This is a genomic window from Streptomyces sp. WAC04114, assembly GCF_019733245.1.
GTDB lineage: Bacteria > Actinomycetota > Actinomycetes > Streptomycetales > Streptomycetaceae > Streptomyces > Streptomyces massasporeus_A.
The window spans coordinates 19,694-34,294 of the sequence record NZ_JAIGQA010000036.1 but is presented as its reverse complement, the minus strand read 5'-3'; the positions used below and the strand labels follow the sequence as shown (position 1 = coordinate 34,294).

Here is a 14,601-nt window from a genome sequence, read left to right as displayed (position 1 = left end):
GGCCCACAGTGGGCCCAGGCTGTGAAAACGCCCCTGACTTGCGCCGTGTGCGCAGGTCAGGGGCGTGATCACGAAACCTACTTCTTCTTGCCCTGGTTCTTGACCGCCTCGATGGCCGCTGCCGCCGCCTCGGGGTCCAGGTACGTGCCGCCCGGGTTCAGGGGCTTGAAGTCGGCGTCGAGCTCGTAGGAGAGCGGGATGCCCGTGGGGATGTTGAGGCCCGCGATGTCCGCGTCGGAGATGCCGTCCAGGTGCTTGACCAGGGCGCGGAGCGAGTTGCCGTGGGCCGCGACCAGGACCGTGCGACCGGTCAGCAGGTCGGGGACGATCGCGTCGAACCAGTACGGGAGCATGCGGACGACGACGTCCTTCAGGCACTCCGTGCGGGGGCGCAGCTCCGGCGGGAGGGTCGCGTAGCGCGGGTCGTGGAACTGGGAGTACTCGGCGTCGATGCCGAGCGGCGGGGGCGGGGTGTCGTAGGACCGGCGCCACAGCATGAACTGCTCCTCGCCGAACTCGGCGAGCGTCTGGGCCTTGTCCTTGCCCTGGAGGGCGCCGTAGTGGCGCTCGTTGAGGCGCCAGCTGCGGTGGACGGGGATCCAGAGGCGGTCCGCGGCCTCCAGGGCCAGCTGCGCGGTGCGGATCGCGCGCTTCTGGAGGGACGTGTGGACCACGTCGGGCAGGAGATCGGCGTCCTTCAGGAGCTCGCCACCGCGGACTGCCTCCTTCTCGCCCTTCTCGTTGAGATTGACGTCCACCCAGCCGGTGAACAGGTTCTTCGCGTTCCACTCGCTCTCGCCGTGGCGGAGGAGGATCAGCTTGTACGGTGCGTCGGCCATGCCTCAGAGCGTAATCCACGCTTTCGCCCGTTCGCGTGGCTGCCCGCCAGGCGGACGTTTGACCGGATCTGCTAATCGAGTGGCCCCTGACAACCGGCGGATTGTAATTTGCGCATGCTGTCGGCGCCGCTTACAGGCGCCGTGAGCGCCGCTCATCCGGCGCCGCCGACGTCTCGTTGCCTCCGGGGGGATCCATGCCGTACGCCCTGCGTGCCCGACGCGCCGTCCGGGAGACGGTCTCCGGTCTCCCCCGCGAGTTCTGGTGGCTGTGGACCAGCACGCTGGTCAACCGGCTCGGCGCCTTCGTCGCCACGTTCATGGCGCTGTACCTGACCCTCGACCGCGGCTACTCCGCCACCTACGCCGGTCTCGTCGCCGCGCTGCACGGGCTCGGCGGGGTGGTCTCCTCGCTGGGCGGCGGGGTGATGACCGACCGGCTGGGCCGGCGGCCGACCCTGCTGATCGCGCAGTCCTCGACCGCCGCGTCCGTGGCGCTGCTGGGGTTCGTGCGCGACCCGGTGGCGATCGCCGGCGTCGCCTTCCTCGTCGGCATGGCGAGCAACGCCTCGCGGCCGGCCGTGCAGGCGATGATGGCCGACATCGTCAGGCCCGAGGACCGCATCCGCGCCTTCTCCCTCAACTACTGGGCCATCAACCTCGGCTTCGCCGTCTCCTCCATGGCCGCCGGGTTCATCGCCGAGGTCAGCTACCGCGCCGGGTTCCTGATCGAGGCGGGCATGACGATGGTCTGCGCGGTCCTCGTCTTCCTGCGGCTGCCGGAGTCCAAGCCCACCGCGACCGTGACGGAGGCGGCTCCCCGGGACGACTCCGTGAGCCTGCGCACCGTCCTGCGCGACGGGCCGTTCATGAGTGTCGTCGGGCTGTCCTTCCTGGTCGCGCTGATCTTCCAGCAGGGGGCGGTGGGACTGCCGGTGGCGATGGGCGAGGCCGGATTCACCCCGGCCGAGTACGGCATGGCCATCGCCGTCAACGGCGTGCTGATCGTGATCCTCCAGATCCCGGTCACCCGCTTCATCGAGCACCGGGATCCCCGCCGGCTGCTGGTCGTCTCGTCCGTCCTCGCGGGGTACGGCTTCGCGCTCACCGCCTTCGCGGGGTCCCTGGGGGTCATCGCGCTCACCGTGTGCGTGTGGACGCTGGCGGAGATCGTCAACGCGCCCACGCAGACGAGTCTCGTCGTACGGCTGTCCCCGGTGCACGGGCGTGGGCGCTACCAGGGCATGTACACGATGTCCTGGTCCGTGGCCGCCCTGGTCGCTCCGCTGCTGTCCGGGTTCGTCATCGACCGGTTCGGGGCGGAGTGGCTGTGGGGGTTGTGCGCGGTGGTGGGGACGGTGGCCGGGGCGGGGTACGCCGTGCTGATGCGGCGGGTGTCGGACGACGCGGAGAAGAAGGAGCCCGTCACATCGGCAGGGAGTACAGCCGTACCCGCCCCGTAGGCAGGCGCGCGGTGTCGTGCAGGGGCGTCACCATCGTGCACAACGGCATGGTCACCACAGCGGATCCGGGTTGCTCGACGAGCACCTCCGTGTCGAGCGGGTGCCATCCGAGGCGCTGGTAGAGCGGGACGAGCGGCGCCCGGCAGAACAGGAGCGCGTGCGCCGGGCCCTGCGTACGAGCGTGGTCGAGAGCCGCCGCGAGCACGAGCCGGGCCAGGCCCCGCCCCCGTACGTCGGGCGCCACGGCCACTCCGCCCACTCCCATGACCTCCGTCTCCACGTCCCCGATGGCGACCGGCAGCCGGAGCAGCCCGGCGTGTGCCACCAGCCGGCCGTCGAGCCGGACACCGAAGTGGTCCTCCTTGGGGAGCCAGGTCAGACCGGTCCCGGCGACACCGAAGGGGTCGTCGCCGGTGCCGAGGATCTCCTCCAGGTCGGCCTTCGTGTAGCGGGCGAGCCGGGTGACGGCCGGGGTCGCGGAGGGCTGGTTCGCAGACATACCGGAATGATGATCCGGCCTGCCGAAACCATGCTCCCCGGGGTGCGCGGCCGGCGCTGGCAGGTCTCCTCCTGGCCATCGACGAAGCCCGACCGTCGGTTGGGTCCCGGACGACTTCTCCGGGCCGCCCCCGGACAGATCGGGGATGCAACCATTCCCTGCGGAGCTGGAACCCCCGGAAGCCGGCCGCGCGATGGGGACCATAGCGCCGGGCGTGGTCGCGGTCGACGCCCTTGCCGCGCCGGCCCGCGTTCCAGCAGCCGCCGACATGGACGTACACCGCTTCCTGGCCGGACAGGCCGCGCTCGATCACCCAGTCCGGTGCGGGCGGCCGGGCGAGGAGGCCGCGGCGGTGTTCGGCCTGGCGGCGTTCCTCGTCCGCGATCCATCGGCGGGTGCGTGCCAGGTCGCGCTCCTGCACGCGCTCCAGGAAGCGGAGCAGCGCGAGCCGCGACTCTGGGTCGTTCATGCGTTCGATTCTAGGATCAGGTTCGCCGTACTCCCACCCCGGAGCCCGTCGCGCACCGCGCACCACGTCGGCACCGGCCGTGCACGGAGCCCACTCCGGCGGTGCGCGGAGGCGACTCCGGGGGTGGCGGACGCTACCTCCGAGGTAATCGACGCCCCTCGGGCCCCCCGGCAGGCTGGGTCCCATGACGCCCACCGACAGCGACACCACCACCGCCGAAGCCACCCGCTCCACCGTCCGCAGGTTCCTCGAACTCCGCCTCGCCGGTGACACCGAGGGGCTCACGGCCCTCTTCGCCGACACCGTCGACTGGATGCTCGCCGAGAACCCCGTCGTGCCCTGGATCCGGCCCCGGTCCACCGCCGCCGAATGCGCGGCGCAGGCCGGTGACCTGGCCCGCTACACCGTCCCCGAGGACGCCCGCGCGTCCGTGGACACGATCCTCGTCGACGGGAAGGACGCCGTGCTGACCGGGCACGTCTCCGGGACCGTCCGGGCGACCGGCAAGTCCTTCTCGGGGCCCTTCGCGCTGCGGCTCACCGTCGAGGACGGGCGCATCACCCGCCACCACCTGTACGAGAACAGCGTGTCGATCGCCGCGGCCTGTACGCCCTGACACCCTCACCGTGGCCCACCGGGGCCGCCGCGACGAGGGGCCGTCGGGCTGACGAGGGACCGTCGCGCTACGGGGCGGTGGCGACCCTGACGTACTGGCGCCCGTCCTCGTCCCGTACGACCACGCCCAGCCGCAGCAGTTCGCCGCGCAGCTCCCGGGCCTCCTCGGCGTGGTCCTCGCCCTTGCGGGCCTGGGCGCGGGCCCGCAGCAGGGCGTTCGCGCCCGGGGGCAGGCCGGGGGTGCCGGGGACCCAGCGGCGGAACTCGGCGCGGTGCGGGTCCTGCTCGGCCCACGTGTAGCCGTGGGCGGTGAGGGCGTCCGCGAGGCGCCGCCGGTTCAGGCCGCAGTGCTCCCGGGCCAGTTCGAGACCGCTCGGGCCGAGCAGCACGAGCTGCTTGCCGTCGCGGAAGAACACGGAGATCTCCTCGCGGGTGAACTCCCGGGCGCTGCCCCGGATCGTCAGGGTCACGTGGGTGTCGGTGACACGGACGGACAGCGACTCGTGCACCGCCGTGAAGCCGAGCAGCAGGCCCCCGAGGATGCCCACCGTGATCGTGCCGAGGGTGAGGGCGGGCTCCGGTACCGAGGTCAGCAGCTCGGCCAGGCCTTCGAGCGGCGCCCAGGGCAGGGCCAGAAGCAGACGGGCGAGGAGCGGGAGCAGGGCGCCGGCCACGGCACCGCAGGCGACGCAGAACAGCACCATGGCCCAGGCCGACTCGGCGAGTTCGGTGGCGCCGCCCGCCCGCGGCCGTGGACTCTTGCGCATGGGAACGTTCCTGGCTTCCTCCATGCGGTCAGTCTCCTGAGGCGCCGTGTGCCCTGTCGTCAGCCGTTGGTCTACCCGCCCGCGACTTTGGTCGCCCGCGGGCCCGCTCGACTTTGGTCGCCCGCGGGCTCCCCGCTCAGGGATGCATCCGCGCCCCCTTCACCACCTTGTCCACCGCGTTCCTCGGGCCGTACACGGCGAGCCCCACGAGGTCCAGGTCCGCGGTCGGCACGGCCCGTACGGCGGCCCGGTTGTCGCGGTCGTTGCCCGTGGCGAAGAGGTCGGAGGTGAAGACCGCGCGGGGCAGGGCGCGGGAGAGGGCACGGGCGTGGGCGGTGGTCAGGGTTTCCTTGGTGGCCTCGAAGACCATGACCGGCTGGCGGAACATGGGGAGGTAGGGCACGCCGTCCGCGTCCTCGTACGGCTCGCCGATCACCTCGGGAAGCTGTGTTCCCAGGCCGCTGACCAGGAACGACGTCACATTGAGGCGCTGCCACGGCTCCAGGTCGGCGCGCAGCAGTACGGCGATCTTCGTGTCGAAGCGGATCGGCTCCGGGGAGGGTGCGGTGTCCATGGTCCGAGCGTGCCCGGCAGCCCTCGCCGGGGTCTTGTACGTTCTTTGCATGGCCTCCGAGTCCTCCCGGATCGTCTCCGCCTGGCGGCCCGCCGTCCCGGGTGTCGTCGAGGTCTTCCACGCGCGGTTCACCGAGTACGCGTATCCGATGCACGTCCACGACGCCTGGACCCTGCTGATCGTCGACACCGGCGCCGTCCGGTACGACCTCGACCGGCACGAGCACGGCACCCCGCACGACACCGTGTCGCTGCTGCCGCCGCACGTGCCGCACAACGGCTCCCCCGTCACCCCGGAGGGCTTCCGCAAGCGGGTGCTGTATCTGGACGGGACGCATCTCGGGGACGAGTTCATCGGGGCGGCCGTCGACCGGCCCGATGTGCGGGATCCGCTGCTGCGGCGCCGGGTGGGGCAGTTGCACGGCGCGCTGGGGCGGCCCGGTGAGGAACTGGAGGCCGAGAGCAGGCTGTTGTTCGTCGGGGAGCGGCTGCGCGGGCACCTGCGCGGCGACTCCGCCTCCCCGCGGCCGGCCGATCCCGTTCTCGCGCGGCGGCTGCGCGAGTTGCTGGACGAGCGGATCGTCGAGGGCGTCGCCCTGCGGGAGGCGGCCGGGCTGCTCGGCGCCCATCCCGCCCATCTGGTACGGGCGTTCAGCGCGGCCTACGGCATCGCCCCGCACCAGTACCTGACGTCCCTGCGCGTGGGGCGCGCCCGGCGGCTGCTCCTGGAGGGGCGCTCACCGGGCGATACGGCGGTGGCGGCCGGGTTCTACGACCAGTCGCACCTCACCCGGCACTTCCGCAGGCTGGTGGGGGTGCCGCCAGGGCGCTACAAGGCGGGTCAGCGCTCGGGGCGCTAGGGCCGCTCATGGCCGCTCATGGCCGCTAAGGCTGCTCGGGGCGCTGGGTGAGGTGGGCGAAGGCGTCCAGGTTGCGGGTCGACTCCCCCCGCGAGACCCGCCACGCGTACTCCTTGCGGATCGCCGAGGCGAAGCCCAGCTCCAGCAGGGTGTTGAAGGCGCCGTCGGATGCCTCGAGGACCTGGCCGAGCAGCCGGTCGAGCTCGTCGGGGGTGACGGAGGGCAGGGAGAGGCGGCCGGTGACGTAGACGTCGCCGTGCTGGTCGACGGCGTAACTCACGCCGTAGAGCTTGAGGTTGCGTTCCAGCAGCCAGCGGTGGAAGCCCTGCTCGTTCTCGTCGGGGTGGCGGATGACGAAGGCGTTCAGCGACAGGGAGTGGCGGCCGATGATCAGGGAGACGGTCGTCTTGAGCTTGCGGGTGCCGGGGAGCTGCGCGACGTAGGTGCCGGGCCGGGGGCTCTCCCATTCCAGGTCGGCGTCCTTCAGCGCTCCCTCGACGACCTGTGCCGCGCGCTGTTCCTGATCGGTTTCACCCATGCAGCGAGCGTACGCGACGGCGGTGCGCCTGCATCGCGGCCGTGTAGACGTCCGCCGTGGCGGCGGCCGCGGTGTCCCAGCCGAAGGACTGGGCGTGCCGGGCGGCCTGCCCGCCGAGCCGGTCCGTCAGCCGCGGGTCGTCGGCGAAGTCGCCCAGCACGCGCGCGTAGTCGGCCGGGTCGTGGCCGTGGACGAGGAAGCCGGTGTGCCCGTCGCGCACGGCGACCGGCAGGCCGCCGACCGACGCCGCGAGCACCGGCGTGCCGGCCGCCTGCGCCTCTATGGCTACCAGGCCGAAGGACTCGCTGTAGGAGGGCATGACCAGCACGGACGCGGCGCGGAACCAGTCCGCGAGCTGCTCCTGGCCGACCGGCGGGCGGAACCGTACGACGTCCGCGACGCCGAGGCGCGCGGCCAGCTTCTGCAGGCCCTCGGGCTTGGCGAGGCCGCTGCCGGAGGGGCCGCCGACGACGGGCACGAGCATGCGTGAGCGCAGTTCGGGGCGTTCGTCGAGGAGGACGGCGACGGCGCGCAGCAGCACGTCGGGGGCCTTCAGGGGCTGGATACGGCCGACGAAGAGCGGGATCAGCGCGTCCTGGGGGAGACCCAGGCGGGCCCGGGCGGCGGCGCGGCCGTCGGCGGGCGAGAAGCGGCTGAGGTTCACGCCCGGGTGGACCACGGCGACCTTGTCCGTCTCGGCCGCGTAGTGCCGGACGAGTTCGTCGGCCTCTTCGGTGGTGTTGGCGATGAGACGGTCGGCGGCGGAGACGATCTGGGTCTCGCCGATGACGCGGGCGGCCGGTTCGGGGGTGTCGCCGGCGGCCAGGTTGGCGTTCTTGACCTTGGCCATGGTGTGCATGGCGTGCACAAGGGGGACGCCCCAGCGCTGTGCGGCGAGCCAGCCCACGTGGCCGGAGAGCCAGTAGTGCGAGTGGACCAGGTCGTAGTGGCCGGGGCGATGGTGGGCCCAGGCCTGCATCACGCCGTGGGTGAAGGCGCACAGCTGGGCGGGGAGGTCCTCCTTGTTGAGGCCCTCGTAGGGCCCGGCGTCGATGTGCCGGACGAGGACGCCGGGGGCCAGCTCGACGGTCGGCGGGAGGGCGGCCGCGGTCGCGCGCGTGAAGATCTCGACCTCGATGCCGTGCGCGGCGAGGCGCTGGGCGAGCTCCACGATGTAGACGTTCATGCCGCCGGCGTCGCCGGTGCCCGGCTGGTGGAGCGGGGAGGTGTGCACGGAGAGCATCGCGACGCGGCGGGGCCTGCGGTGCAGCCGCAGGCGCGCGGACGGCGACGTGGAGCGCCGACCGAGCCTGCCGATGTACTGGCTCACGTGGCGTTCCTCCTCGCCTCGGGCATGCCTGTCGCAGGGCGCACGGCGCCCTTCGACGGGGTCCAACACCGGAGGGAGGTGCTCCATTTCCGGATTCGGGAGTTTTACCGAATCATTACCGCTTGTCGCTCAACCGTTCGAGGGATGGAGGGGCGGGTTGGTTCCCGCGCCTGCAATGTCTGCGGACGTGACGTGACAAGCGGGAAGAGGGTGGCGCGTGATGAAACTGGTGGTGCAGGAGTTCCTGTCGCTCGACGGTGCCTCCCAGGGGCCGGGCGCCCCGGACGAGGACACCAGCGACGGCTTCGAGCGAAAAGGCGAGGCGGAGCGCCCCCGCCACCCCTACCCTCACCGGCATGACAGGCCCACGGCACCACCCCGCACCGCCGCCTCAGCCTCAGCCTCCGCCCGAGGAGCTCCTCCCCTGCCCGTGCTGCGGCCACCGCACCCTCGGCGAGCTGTGGGCCTACGAGATCTGCCCGGTCTGCTACTGGGAGGAGGATCCCTCACAGCTCCGCCACCCCACGGCCGGCTTCGGCCCCAACCACGGGCTGAGCCTGATCGAGGCACAGGCCAACTACCGGCGGATCGGCGCGGTCACCGAGGAGATGCGGCGCCACGTACGGCCCGCACGGGACGACGAGCCCGTCGACCCGGGCTTCCGGCCCGCCGACCCGGACCGGGACCCGTTCGAGCAAGGTCCGGCCCACGACCCGATGCCCGGCGACCTCACCACCCTCTACTACTGGCGCCCCACCTACTGGCGGCGGCACCTCGCGCCCTGACAGCGCCGGCGGCCGCTTAACCTCGTACGCATGACACCCCGCGCAGCCGCCCGCCCCTTCGGCACGGTGACGCGCGGGACGACCAACCCCAACCGGCTGCGCCGCATGGACCGCTGGATCGCGGCCACGCACGGCGCCGAGCTGCGCCGTGCCGCCGACCCCGTGGCGGTCGACCTCGGCTACGGTGCCGCCCCCTGGACCGCCGTCGAGCTGCTTCAGCGCCTGCGCACGGTCGCGCCCCGCACGCGCGTGGTGGGCGTCGAGATCGAACCGGCCCGGGTCGCGGCGGCGCTGCCCTACGCACGGGCGGGGCTCGTCTTCCGGCACGGCGGCTTCGAGATCCCGATCCCCCAGCGGCCCTTGCTCGTCCGCGCGGCGAACGTCCTTCGGCAGTACGACGAGGGCGAGGTCGCGGCCGTGTGGGAGCGGCTGTGCGCGCGGCTCGCCCCGGCCGACCCGGTGACCGGGTCGCGCGGCGGGCTGCTGGTCGAGGGGACCTGCGACGAGATCGGGCGCCGCCACGTGTGGGTGGCGCTCGGGCCGGAGGGACCGCGCACGGTCACCTTCGCGACCCGGCTGGGCTCCCTGGAACGCCCCTCGGACCTGGCCGAACGCCTGCCTAAGGCGCTCATCCACCGCAACGTCCCGGGCGAGCCGGTGCACGCCTTCCTGCGTGACTTCGACCGCGCTTGGGCGGCGGCAGCGCCCTACGCCTCCTACGGCGCCCGCCAGCGCTGGATCCGGGCGGTGCGGGATCTGACGGCGGACTGGCCGGTGACGGACGGGCCGGTGCGGTGGCGGCAGGGCGAAGTGACGGTGCGGTGGGAGGCGTTGGCCCCGGGCGGCTGAGCTCTCGGGTCCGGACAGGGGCCGGTCAGGGATCGGACGACGAACCGGTCAGGGCCCGTTGGAACGATCTCTTTGAGTCGTTCGTCACACTGACGGGGAGATCGTATTGCCGGGGCATATCGGCGAGGGAGTGGCGGGAAGTACTACCCCTGTCGCTTTCCGAGCCGACATGGCAGCATCCCCAGGCGAACCGCAAGTTACTGACGGTTAATCAGTTTGGGGGCTGAGGTATGGGAACGGGCAAGCGTGGCCTGATGGCGACGGCGGTGGCCGTGGTCTGCGCGGTCACGGTACTGGCCGCACCGGGCACGGCGTTCGCGAACCCCACCCCCTCGCCCACCCCGAGCACGGGAGCGACCCTCGCGCCCGCCAAGGACCTCGAGGCCGTCCGCAAGAAGCTCGACAAGCTGTACCGCGCCGCGGCCCGCGCCACCGACGAGTACAACGCCGCCGACGAGAAGGCGGACAAACAGTCCACCCAGGTCGTCGAACTGGCCAAGAAAATCGTCAAGGGCCAGGAGAAGCTCAGGAAGCTGAAGGACCGCGCGGGCGCCGCGGCCGCCGCCCAGTACCGCGGTGGCGGACTGCCCCCGGAGGCCCATCTGGTGCTGAGCGACGATCCGCAGGACTTTCTCGACGGCGCGGGCCGGGTCCGCGAGGGCCACCATGCGACGAAGGGCCTGCTCGGCGAACTGACGCGTACGCAGGATGACTTGGAGCAGTACGCCAAGGACGCCTCCGCGCAGCTGAAGAAGCTGGAGGCGGGCCGCAAGGCCAAGGCCGCGGCGCAGAAGAAGATCGAGAAGCAGATCGCGCAGGCGGAGAAGCTCGAGTCCGCGCTGCAGAAGGAGGAGCAGGACCGCCTCGCCGAGCTGGAGAAGGAGGCCGCGAACAAGGCGCAGACCGCCTGGCTCGACTCCGGCATCCTCGACGAGATCGACGGAAAGGCCTCGGAGCAGGGCAAGAAGGCCGTGAAGTACGCCACGGCCCAGATCGGCAAGCCGTATCAGTGGGGCGCCGAGGGCCCGAGGACCTACGACTGCTCGGGACTGACGTCACAGGCCTGGATATCCGCCGGCCGCGGCATACCCCGCACTTCGCAGGAGCAGTGGAAGCAGCTGCGGCACATCGATGTCCAGGACATGCGGCCCGGCGACCTCATCATCTACTTCGGCGACGCCAGCCACGTCGCGATGTACATCGGCGACGGGGCGATCGTGCACGCCCCGCGTCCCGGCCGGACCGTGACGATTGCGGGGGCGGGATCCATGCCCATCCTCGGGGTGGTACGCCCGGACCCCGGCACCGGCTCCAACTGACCGCGGACGGCGGCACACCGAATACCGGACACCCGCGGTGACCTGGCCCACGTGACCCACCGCACGCTCCACGACGAGCAATCCGTGCGCTGACGTGACGTTCGTCATCCCCGCAGCATCTCCGAGCTGTCCAACTGAGGGGCATATCGCGGCATATGACACCGGCCGGTGGCACAGCGGCGTGGCTCACACCATTCCAATGCGGCGCCGACACCCGCTATGGTCCCGCTCGGTGGGTCGAGGTCCCTCGCCCCACCATGCCCTCGGGGGGAGGGAAGGAACCCAAGACGATGCCCGTACCCATACCGCGGCAGAGAGCGATCCCGGCCGCGGAGAGTGGTCAGGCGCAGGCCGCGTCCCCGCGCGGCGGCTCGGCCGAGGAGTCCGTGAAGGACGCCTCGCCCGTGAGCCGCACGCCGGACACCGCCGGAAACACCACGAACAAGGTGGAGAACAACACCGCCCACACCAACCTGACGCTGCTGCTGATCGAGGACGACCCGGCCGGTTCGCCGATCGTGCCGGACATGCTCGACCAGGCAGGCAAGCCGATCCGCATCCGCACGGCCCGCAATCTGACGGAGGCCGGGCGGCTGCTGACCGACGACGTCCACTGCATCCTGCTGGACCTGGCGCTGCCCGCACCGGGCCACGCCGACTCCGAGGACGAGCTCGCCGTGCTAAAGCACGTGCTGGAGCTCGCGCCCCGGCACGCCGTCCTGGCGCTGACCGCGTCCGGCGACGCCGAGCGCGGCGCCGAGGCGGTGCGGGTGGGCGCCCAGGACTACCTCTTCCGCGACGAGCTGGACGGCAGGCTGCTGAGCCGCGCGATCCGCTACGCGGTGGAGCGCAAGCGCTCCGAGTCGGCCGAGCGCCGGCTCGCCGAGGGCCGGCTGCGCGCGCAGGAGAACCGCCGCCTGGAACGCGGCCTGCTGCCGACGCCGCTGCTGGAGGGCTCCCCGCTGCGGTTCGCCGCCCGCTACCGCCCCGGCCGCTCGCGCGCGCTGCTCGGCGGCGACTTCTACGACGTCGTCCGCACGCCGGACGGCACCGTCCACGCCATGATCGGCGACGTCTGCGGCCACGGCCCGGACGAAGCGGCCCTCGGTGTGGAGCTGCGGATCGCATGGCGCGCGCTGACCCTGGCGGGCCTGTGCGGCGACCAGCTGCTGGGCACGCTGCAGCAGGTGCTGGAGCACGAGCGGGCCGACGACGAGATCTTCGCGACCCTCTGCACGGTGGACATCGCGCCGGACGGCCGCCGCGCCGGGCTCTGCCTGGCGGGCCACCCGTCGCCGCTGCTGGCCCGCCCCGGCACACCGGCCCGGCTGCTGCCGTACGACAACAACGGTCCGGCCCTCGGGCTGCTGCCCGGCGCCCGCTGGCCGCGGATGCAGGTGGAGCTGGGGGCCGAGTGGAGCCTGATGCTCTACACCGACGGCCTGATCGAGGGCCACATCGGCCAGGGCCGGGAGCGGCTCGGCCAGGACGGCATGACGGAGATGGTCCGCCGCCAGATCGCCGAGGGCCTGCGGGGCGAGCAGCTGCTGCGGGCGGCGGTGAACGAGGTGCGCGACCTCAACGGTGGCGAGCTGACGGACGACGTGGCGGTACTGCTGCTGGACCGGGTGCCGTAGCCCCGGCTCCGCAGCTCCGAGAGCCGACAGCCCTTACCGGCCGCCGTTCCACGGGCCGTAGGGGCCGTCGCTGCTCGAGCCGCGGTTGCTGCGGCCGCCGCCCGGGAGCGCGCGGATCGCGGGCCGTACGTCGACCATGTACACGATCGTCGCGATGAGGCCGATGATCGGCAGGAACGACAGGATCGGGAAGAGCAGGTTCACCACGAAGGCGATCCCGAGGACGATCAGCCAGAAGGGCTTGGTCTTCTTGTCGGCCGCGCGGTAGGCATCCTCCCGGCGCACCGCCGCGTCGAACAACGCGAAGCCGCTGAAAACGATCAGGGCCATGCTCAGAAGCCACATAAACCCTGCGAAGCCCTGCATCAGCACAACGTCCACCACCCGACTCGGCTCGTCCTACGCGGTCACCGTACCCGTACAACGGGCCGGACACCCCCAGGGTGCCCGGCCCGTGTGATCGCTGCGCCGTCCTACTTGGCGGGCGGGGTGGGCTTCTTCGCGGTGGTGGTCTTGCGCGCCGGGGCCTTCTTGGCGGCGGGGGCCGTCTTCGCGGGGGCGGCGGCGGCCGGCTTGGCCGGCTCCTCCTTGACCTCGACCGGCTGCGGCTTCGGCTTCGGCTCCACGGCCACGGCCAGCTCCTCGACGCCCTCGGCGACGTCCTCGATGCTGTCGGCGGCCTCGCCGCGCCAGGTGCGCACGGCCTGCTCGCCGTGCTCGGCGACCTTCTCGTAGGCCTCGCGGGCCTTGACGGCGTACTCGGCGGCCACGCCGACGCCGCGCAGCGCGAGGTCCTGGGCGTTCTCACCGAACTTCTTCAGGTCCGCGTCGAGGTTGCTGCCGAGCTTCTTGAAGTCGGAGTCGAGGGAGCCGATGAACGCCGTGACCTTGGTCTGAAGGGTCTCCTGCGTCTCCTTGACGCGGGCGGAGGCCTCCTTGGCCCGGGCGGACGCCTTCTCCTGGACCGCCTTGGTGTCGGTGTTGCGCACGGCCTCGAACCGCGCGGGGGCCTCGGAGCGCAGCTGCTCCACCAGGGCCGGCACCTTCTTGGCCTGCTGAAGGGCGAGGTCGGCGGTGCCTGCGGCGAAGTAGAGCGGCGTCGGGTCGCTGAAGGTCTTGCGCAGGTCGTCGGTGATGGCCATGGTGAGGGTCCTCCCGGATTCTGTATCGCTTGAGGGTTCGGCTGAGGGTTGTGTGATCCGCGGCGGGCGGCCCATGCCCTGGTCCGGCTAGCCGGCCGTCTGCTGCGGATCGGTGTCGCTGCCGCCGGTGCTCTTGCGGGTCCGACGGGTGGCGGTCGTACCGCCGTCGCTCGTGCTGTCGCTCCCGCCGGCGCCCTTGCCGGCGGTCTTGCGGCTGCGGCGCCGGGCGGGCTGACCGTCGGCCGCGCCGGCGGCGGGTATCCCGGTGCCGGGCGCGTCCCCGTCGACGCTCACCGCACCGTCAGCGGTGACGACACCGACGACGCCGGCACCGCCCGCCCCGCCCGAGCCGTCCGCACCACCCGAGCCGTCCGGGCCGTCGCCGATCCCGAACCCGTTCTCCTTGCGGAAGGACTCGTAGATCTGCAGCAGCACCTGCTTCTGCCGCTCGTTCAGCGTCGGGTCGGCGAGGATGACGGCCCGCGTCTCCACCTCGTCCCGGTCCCGCTCGGCGTCGAGGATGCCGGCCCGGACGTACAGCGTCTCGGCGGAGATCCGCAGCGCCTTGGCGACCTGCTGCAGCACCTCCGCGCTCGGCTTGCGCAGGCCGCGCTCGATCTGGCTCAGATACGGATTGGACACCCCGGCGGCATCGGCGAGCTGCCTGAGCGACAGCTGCGCAGTGCGCCGCTGCTCGCGCAGATAGTCACCGAGATTGCCGACGTTGAGCGATGCCATGCCTCCACAGTGCAGCACTCCGCTAACTATTGCAAGCACCCGCTTGCAAAAGTGCGCCACAGCACTCGACTGGCCCTGCGCTCGCTTGTCCTGCCTCCGTGCCGCGAGTACGCCGCCGCGGCTGCGCGAGACCGAGGCCACCTGAAGCGGAACCCGGCTGAGCATGGGCGACCTCCAGCTC

General features: G+C 72.1%; 16 protein-coding genes and 1 pseudogene. 7 read left to right on the top strand and 10 right to left on the bottom strand.

Annotated features, from left to right (window positions below; genetic code table 11):
• Positions 1-77: 77 nt before the first annotated feature.
• Positions 78-839, bottom strand: a complete 762-nt coding sequence (locus K4G64_RS12945) for a phosphoglyceromutase (protein WP_221756173.1) — start codon at positions 837-839, stop codon at positions 78-80.
• A gap of 194 nt (positions 840-1,033) precedes the next feature.
• On the opposite strand from K4G64_RS12945, the gene K4G64_RS12940 reads away from it, so the two are divergent.
• Positions 1,034-2,299 carry an MFS transporter gene (locus K4G64_RS12940; protein ID WP_221756172.1) on the top strand — a complete coding sequence of 422 codons (1,266 nt, stop codon included), beginning with the start codon at positions 1,034-1,036 and terminating at the stop codon, positions 2,297-2,299.
• Here the strand turns inward: K4G64_RS12940 and K4G64_RS12935 are convergent.
• Positions 2,262-2,798 carry a GNAT family N-acetyltransferase gene (locus K4G64_RS12935; protein WP_221756171.1) on the bottom strand — a complete coding sequence of 179 codons (537 nt, stop codon included), beginning with the start codon at positions 2,796-2,798 and terminating at the stop codon, positions 2,262-2,264. The genes K4G64_RS12940 and K4G64_RS12935 overlap by 38 nt on opposite strands.
• 217 nt (positions 2,799-3,015) lie before the next feature.
• Positions 3,016-3,267: pseudogene (locus K4G64_RS12930) on the bottom strand (DUF6233 domain-containing protein); the annotation flags it as partial.
• A 184-nt stretch (positions 3,268-3,451) separates the two neighbouring features.
• On the opposite strand from K4G64_RS12930, the gene K4G64_RS12925 reads away from it, so the two are divergent.
• Entirely contained in the window at positions 3,452-3,883 is a 432-nt protein-coding gene (locus K4G64_RS12925) for a nuclear transport factor 2 family protein (RefSeq protein ID WP_221756170.1), read from the top strand.
• Between the two features lie 67 nt (positions 3,884-3,950).
• On the opposite strand, the gene K4G64_RS12920 is transcribed toward K4G64_RS12925, so the two are convergent.
• Together K4G64_RS12920 and K4G64_RS12915 are read right to left on the bottom strand one after the other, a co-directional pair.
• The gene (locus tag K4G64_RS12920; protein ID WP_260460392.1) at positions 3,951-4,649 is read right to left on the bottom strand and encodes a hypothetical protein; all 699 of its coding nucleotides are present in this window, start codon (positions 4,647-4,649) and stop codon (positions 3,951-3,953) included.
• A 136-nt stretch (positions 4,650-4,785) separates the two neighbouring features.
• Complete coding sequence (locus K4G64_RS12915) at positions 4,786-5,223, bottom strand: DUF2000 domain-containing protein (protein WP_221756168.1); 438 nt, start codon at positions 5,221-5,223, stop codon at positions 4,786-4,788.
• Positions 5,224-5,272: 49 nt separating this feature from the next.
• Between K4G64_RS12915 and K4G64_RS12910 the strand changes: the two genes are divergently transcribed.
• Positions 5,273-6,082 (top strand): AraC family transcriptional regulator, encoded by an 810-nt coding sequence (locus K4G64_RS12910; RefSeq protein WP_221756167.1) that lies wholly within the window; start codon positions 5,273-5,275, stop codon positions 6,080-6,082.
• 25 nt (positions 6,083-6,107) lie between these two features.
• Here K4G64_RS12910 and K4G64_RS12905 read toward each other — a convergent pair whose 3' ends face one another.
• Both K4G64_RS12905 and mshA read right to left on the bottom strand, forming a co-directional pair.
• On the bottom strand, positions 6,108-6,620 hold the full coding sequence (locus K4G64_RS12905) for a YbjN domain-containing protein (protein ID WP_221756166.1): 513 nt from the start codon (positions 6,618-6,620) through the stop codon (positions 6,108-6,110).
• Complete coding sequence (gene mshA / locus K4G64_RS12900; protein ID WP_221756165.1) at positions 6,613-7,950, bottom strand: D-inositol-3-phosphate glycosyltransferase; 1,338 nt, start codon at positions 7,948-7,950, stop codon at positions 6,613-6,615. Before mshA ends, K4G64_RS12905 begins: the two co-directional genes overlap by 8 nt.
• A 356-nt stretch (positions 7,951-8,306) precedes the next feature.
• Between mshA and K4G64_RS12895 the strand changes: the two genes are divergently transcribed.
• The 4 genes from K4G64_RS12895 (at position 8,307) to K4G64_RS12880 (ending at position 12,540) form a co-directional block, all read left to right on the top strand.
• A complete protein-coding gene (locus K4G64_RS12895; protein ID WP_221756164.1) occupies positions 8,307-8,735 on the top strand; it encodes a CPCC family cysteine-rich protein in 429 nt (142 codons plus the stop codon).
• A 30-nt stretch (positions 8,736-8,765) separates the two neighbouring features.
• Positions 8,766-9,584 (top strand): class I SAM-dependent methyltransferase, encoded by an 819-nt coding sequence (locus tag K4G64_RS12890; RefSeq protein WP_221756163.1) that lies wholly within the window; start codon positions 8,766-8,768, stop codon positions 9,582-9,584.
• Between the two features lie 230 nt (positions 9,585-9,814).
• Positions 9,815-10,903 (top strand): C40 family peptidase, encoded by a 1,089-nt coding sequence (locus K4G64_RS12885; protein ID WP_221756162.1) that lies wholly within the window; start codon positions 9,815-9,817, stop codon positions 10,901-10,903.
• Between the two features lie 290 nt (positions 10,904-11,193).
• Positions 11,194-12,540, top strand: a complete 1,347-nt coding sequence (locus K4G64_RS12880; protein WP_221756161.1) for a PP2C family protein-serine/threonine phosphatase — start codon at positions 11,194-11,196, stop codon at positions 12,538-12,540.
• Positions 12,541-12,573: 33 nt separating this feature from the next.
• Here K4G64_RS12880 and K4G64_RS12875 read toward each other — a convergent pair whose 3' ends face one another.
• The 3 genes from K4G64_RS12875 to K4G64_RS12865 form a co-directional block, all read right to left on the bottom strand.
• Positions 12,574-12,906, bottom strand: a complete 333-nt coding sequence (locus tag K4G64_RS12875; RefSeq protein WP_221756195.1) for a DUF2516 family protein — start codon at positions 12,904-12,906, stop codon at positions 12,574-12,576.
• A gap of 107 nt (positions 12,907-13,013) precedes the next feature.
• Positions 13,014-13,682, bottom strand: a complete 669-nt coding sequence (locus tag K4G64_RS12870; protein WP_221756160.1) for a hypothetical protein — start codon at positions 13,680-13,682, stop codon at positions 13,014-13,016.
• A gap of 87 nt (positions 13,683-13,769) precedes the next feature.
• Entirely contained in the window at positions 13,770-14,420 is a 651-nt protein-coding gene (locus K4G64_RS12865) for a helix-turn-helix domain-containing protein (protein WP_221756159.1), read from the bottom strand.
• Positions 14,421-14,601: the final 181 nt, after the last annotated feature.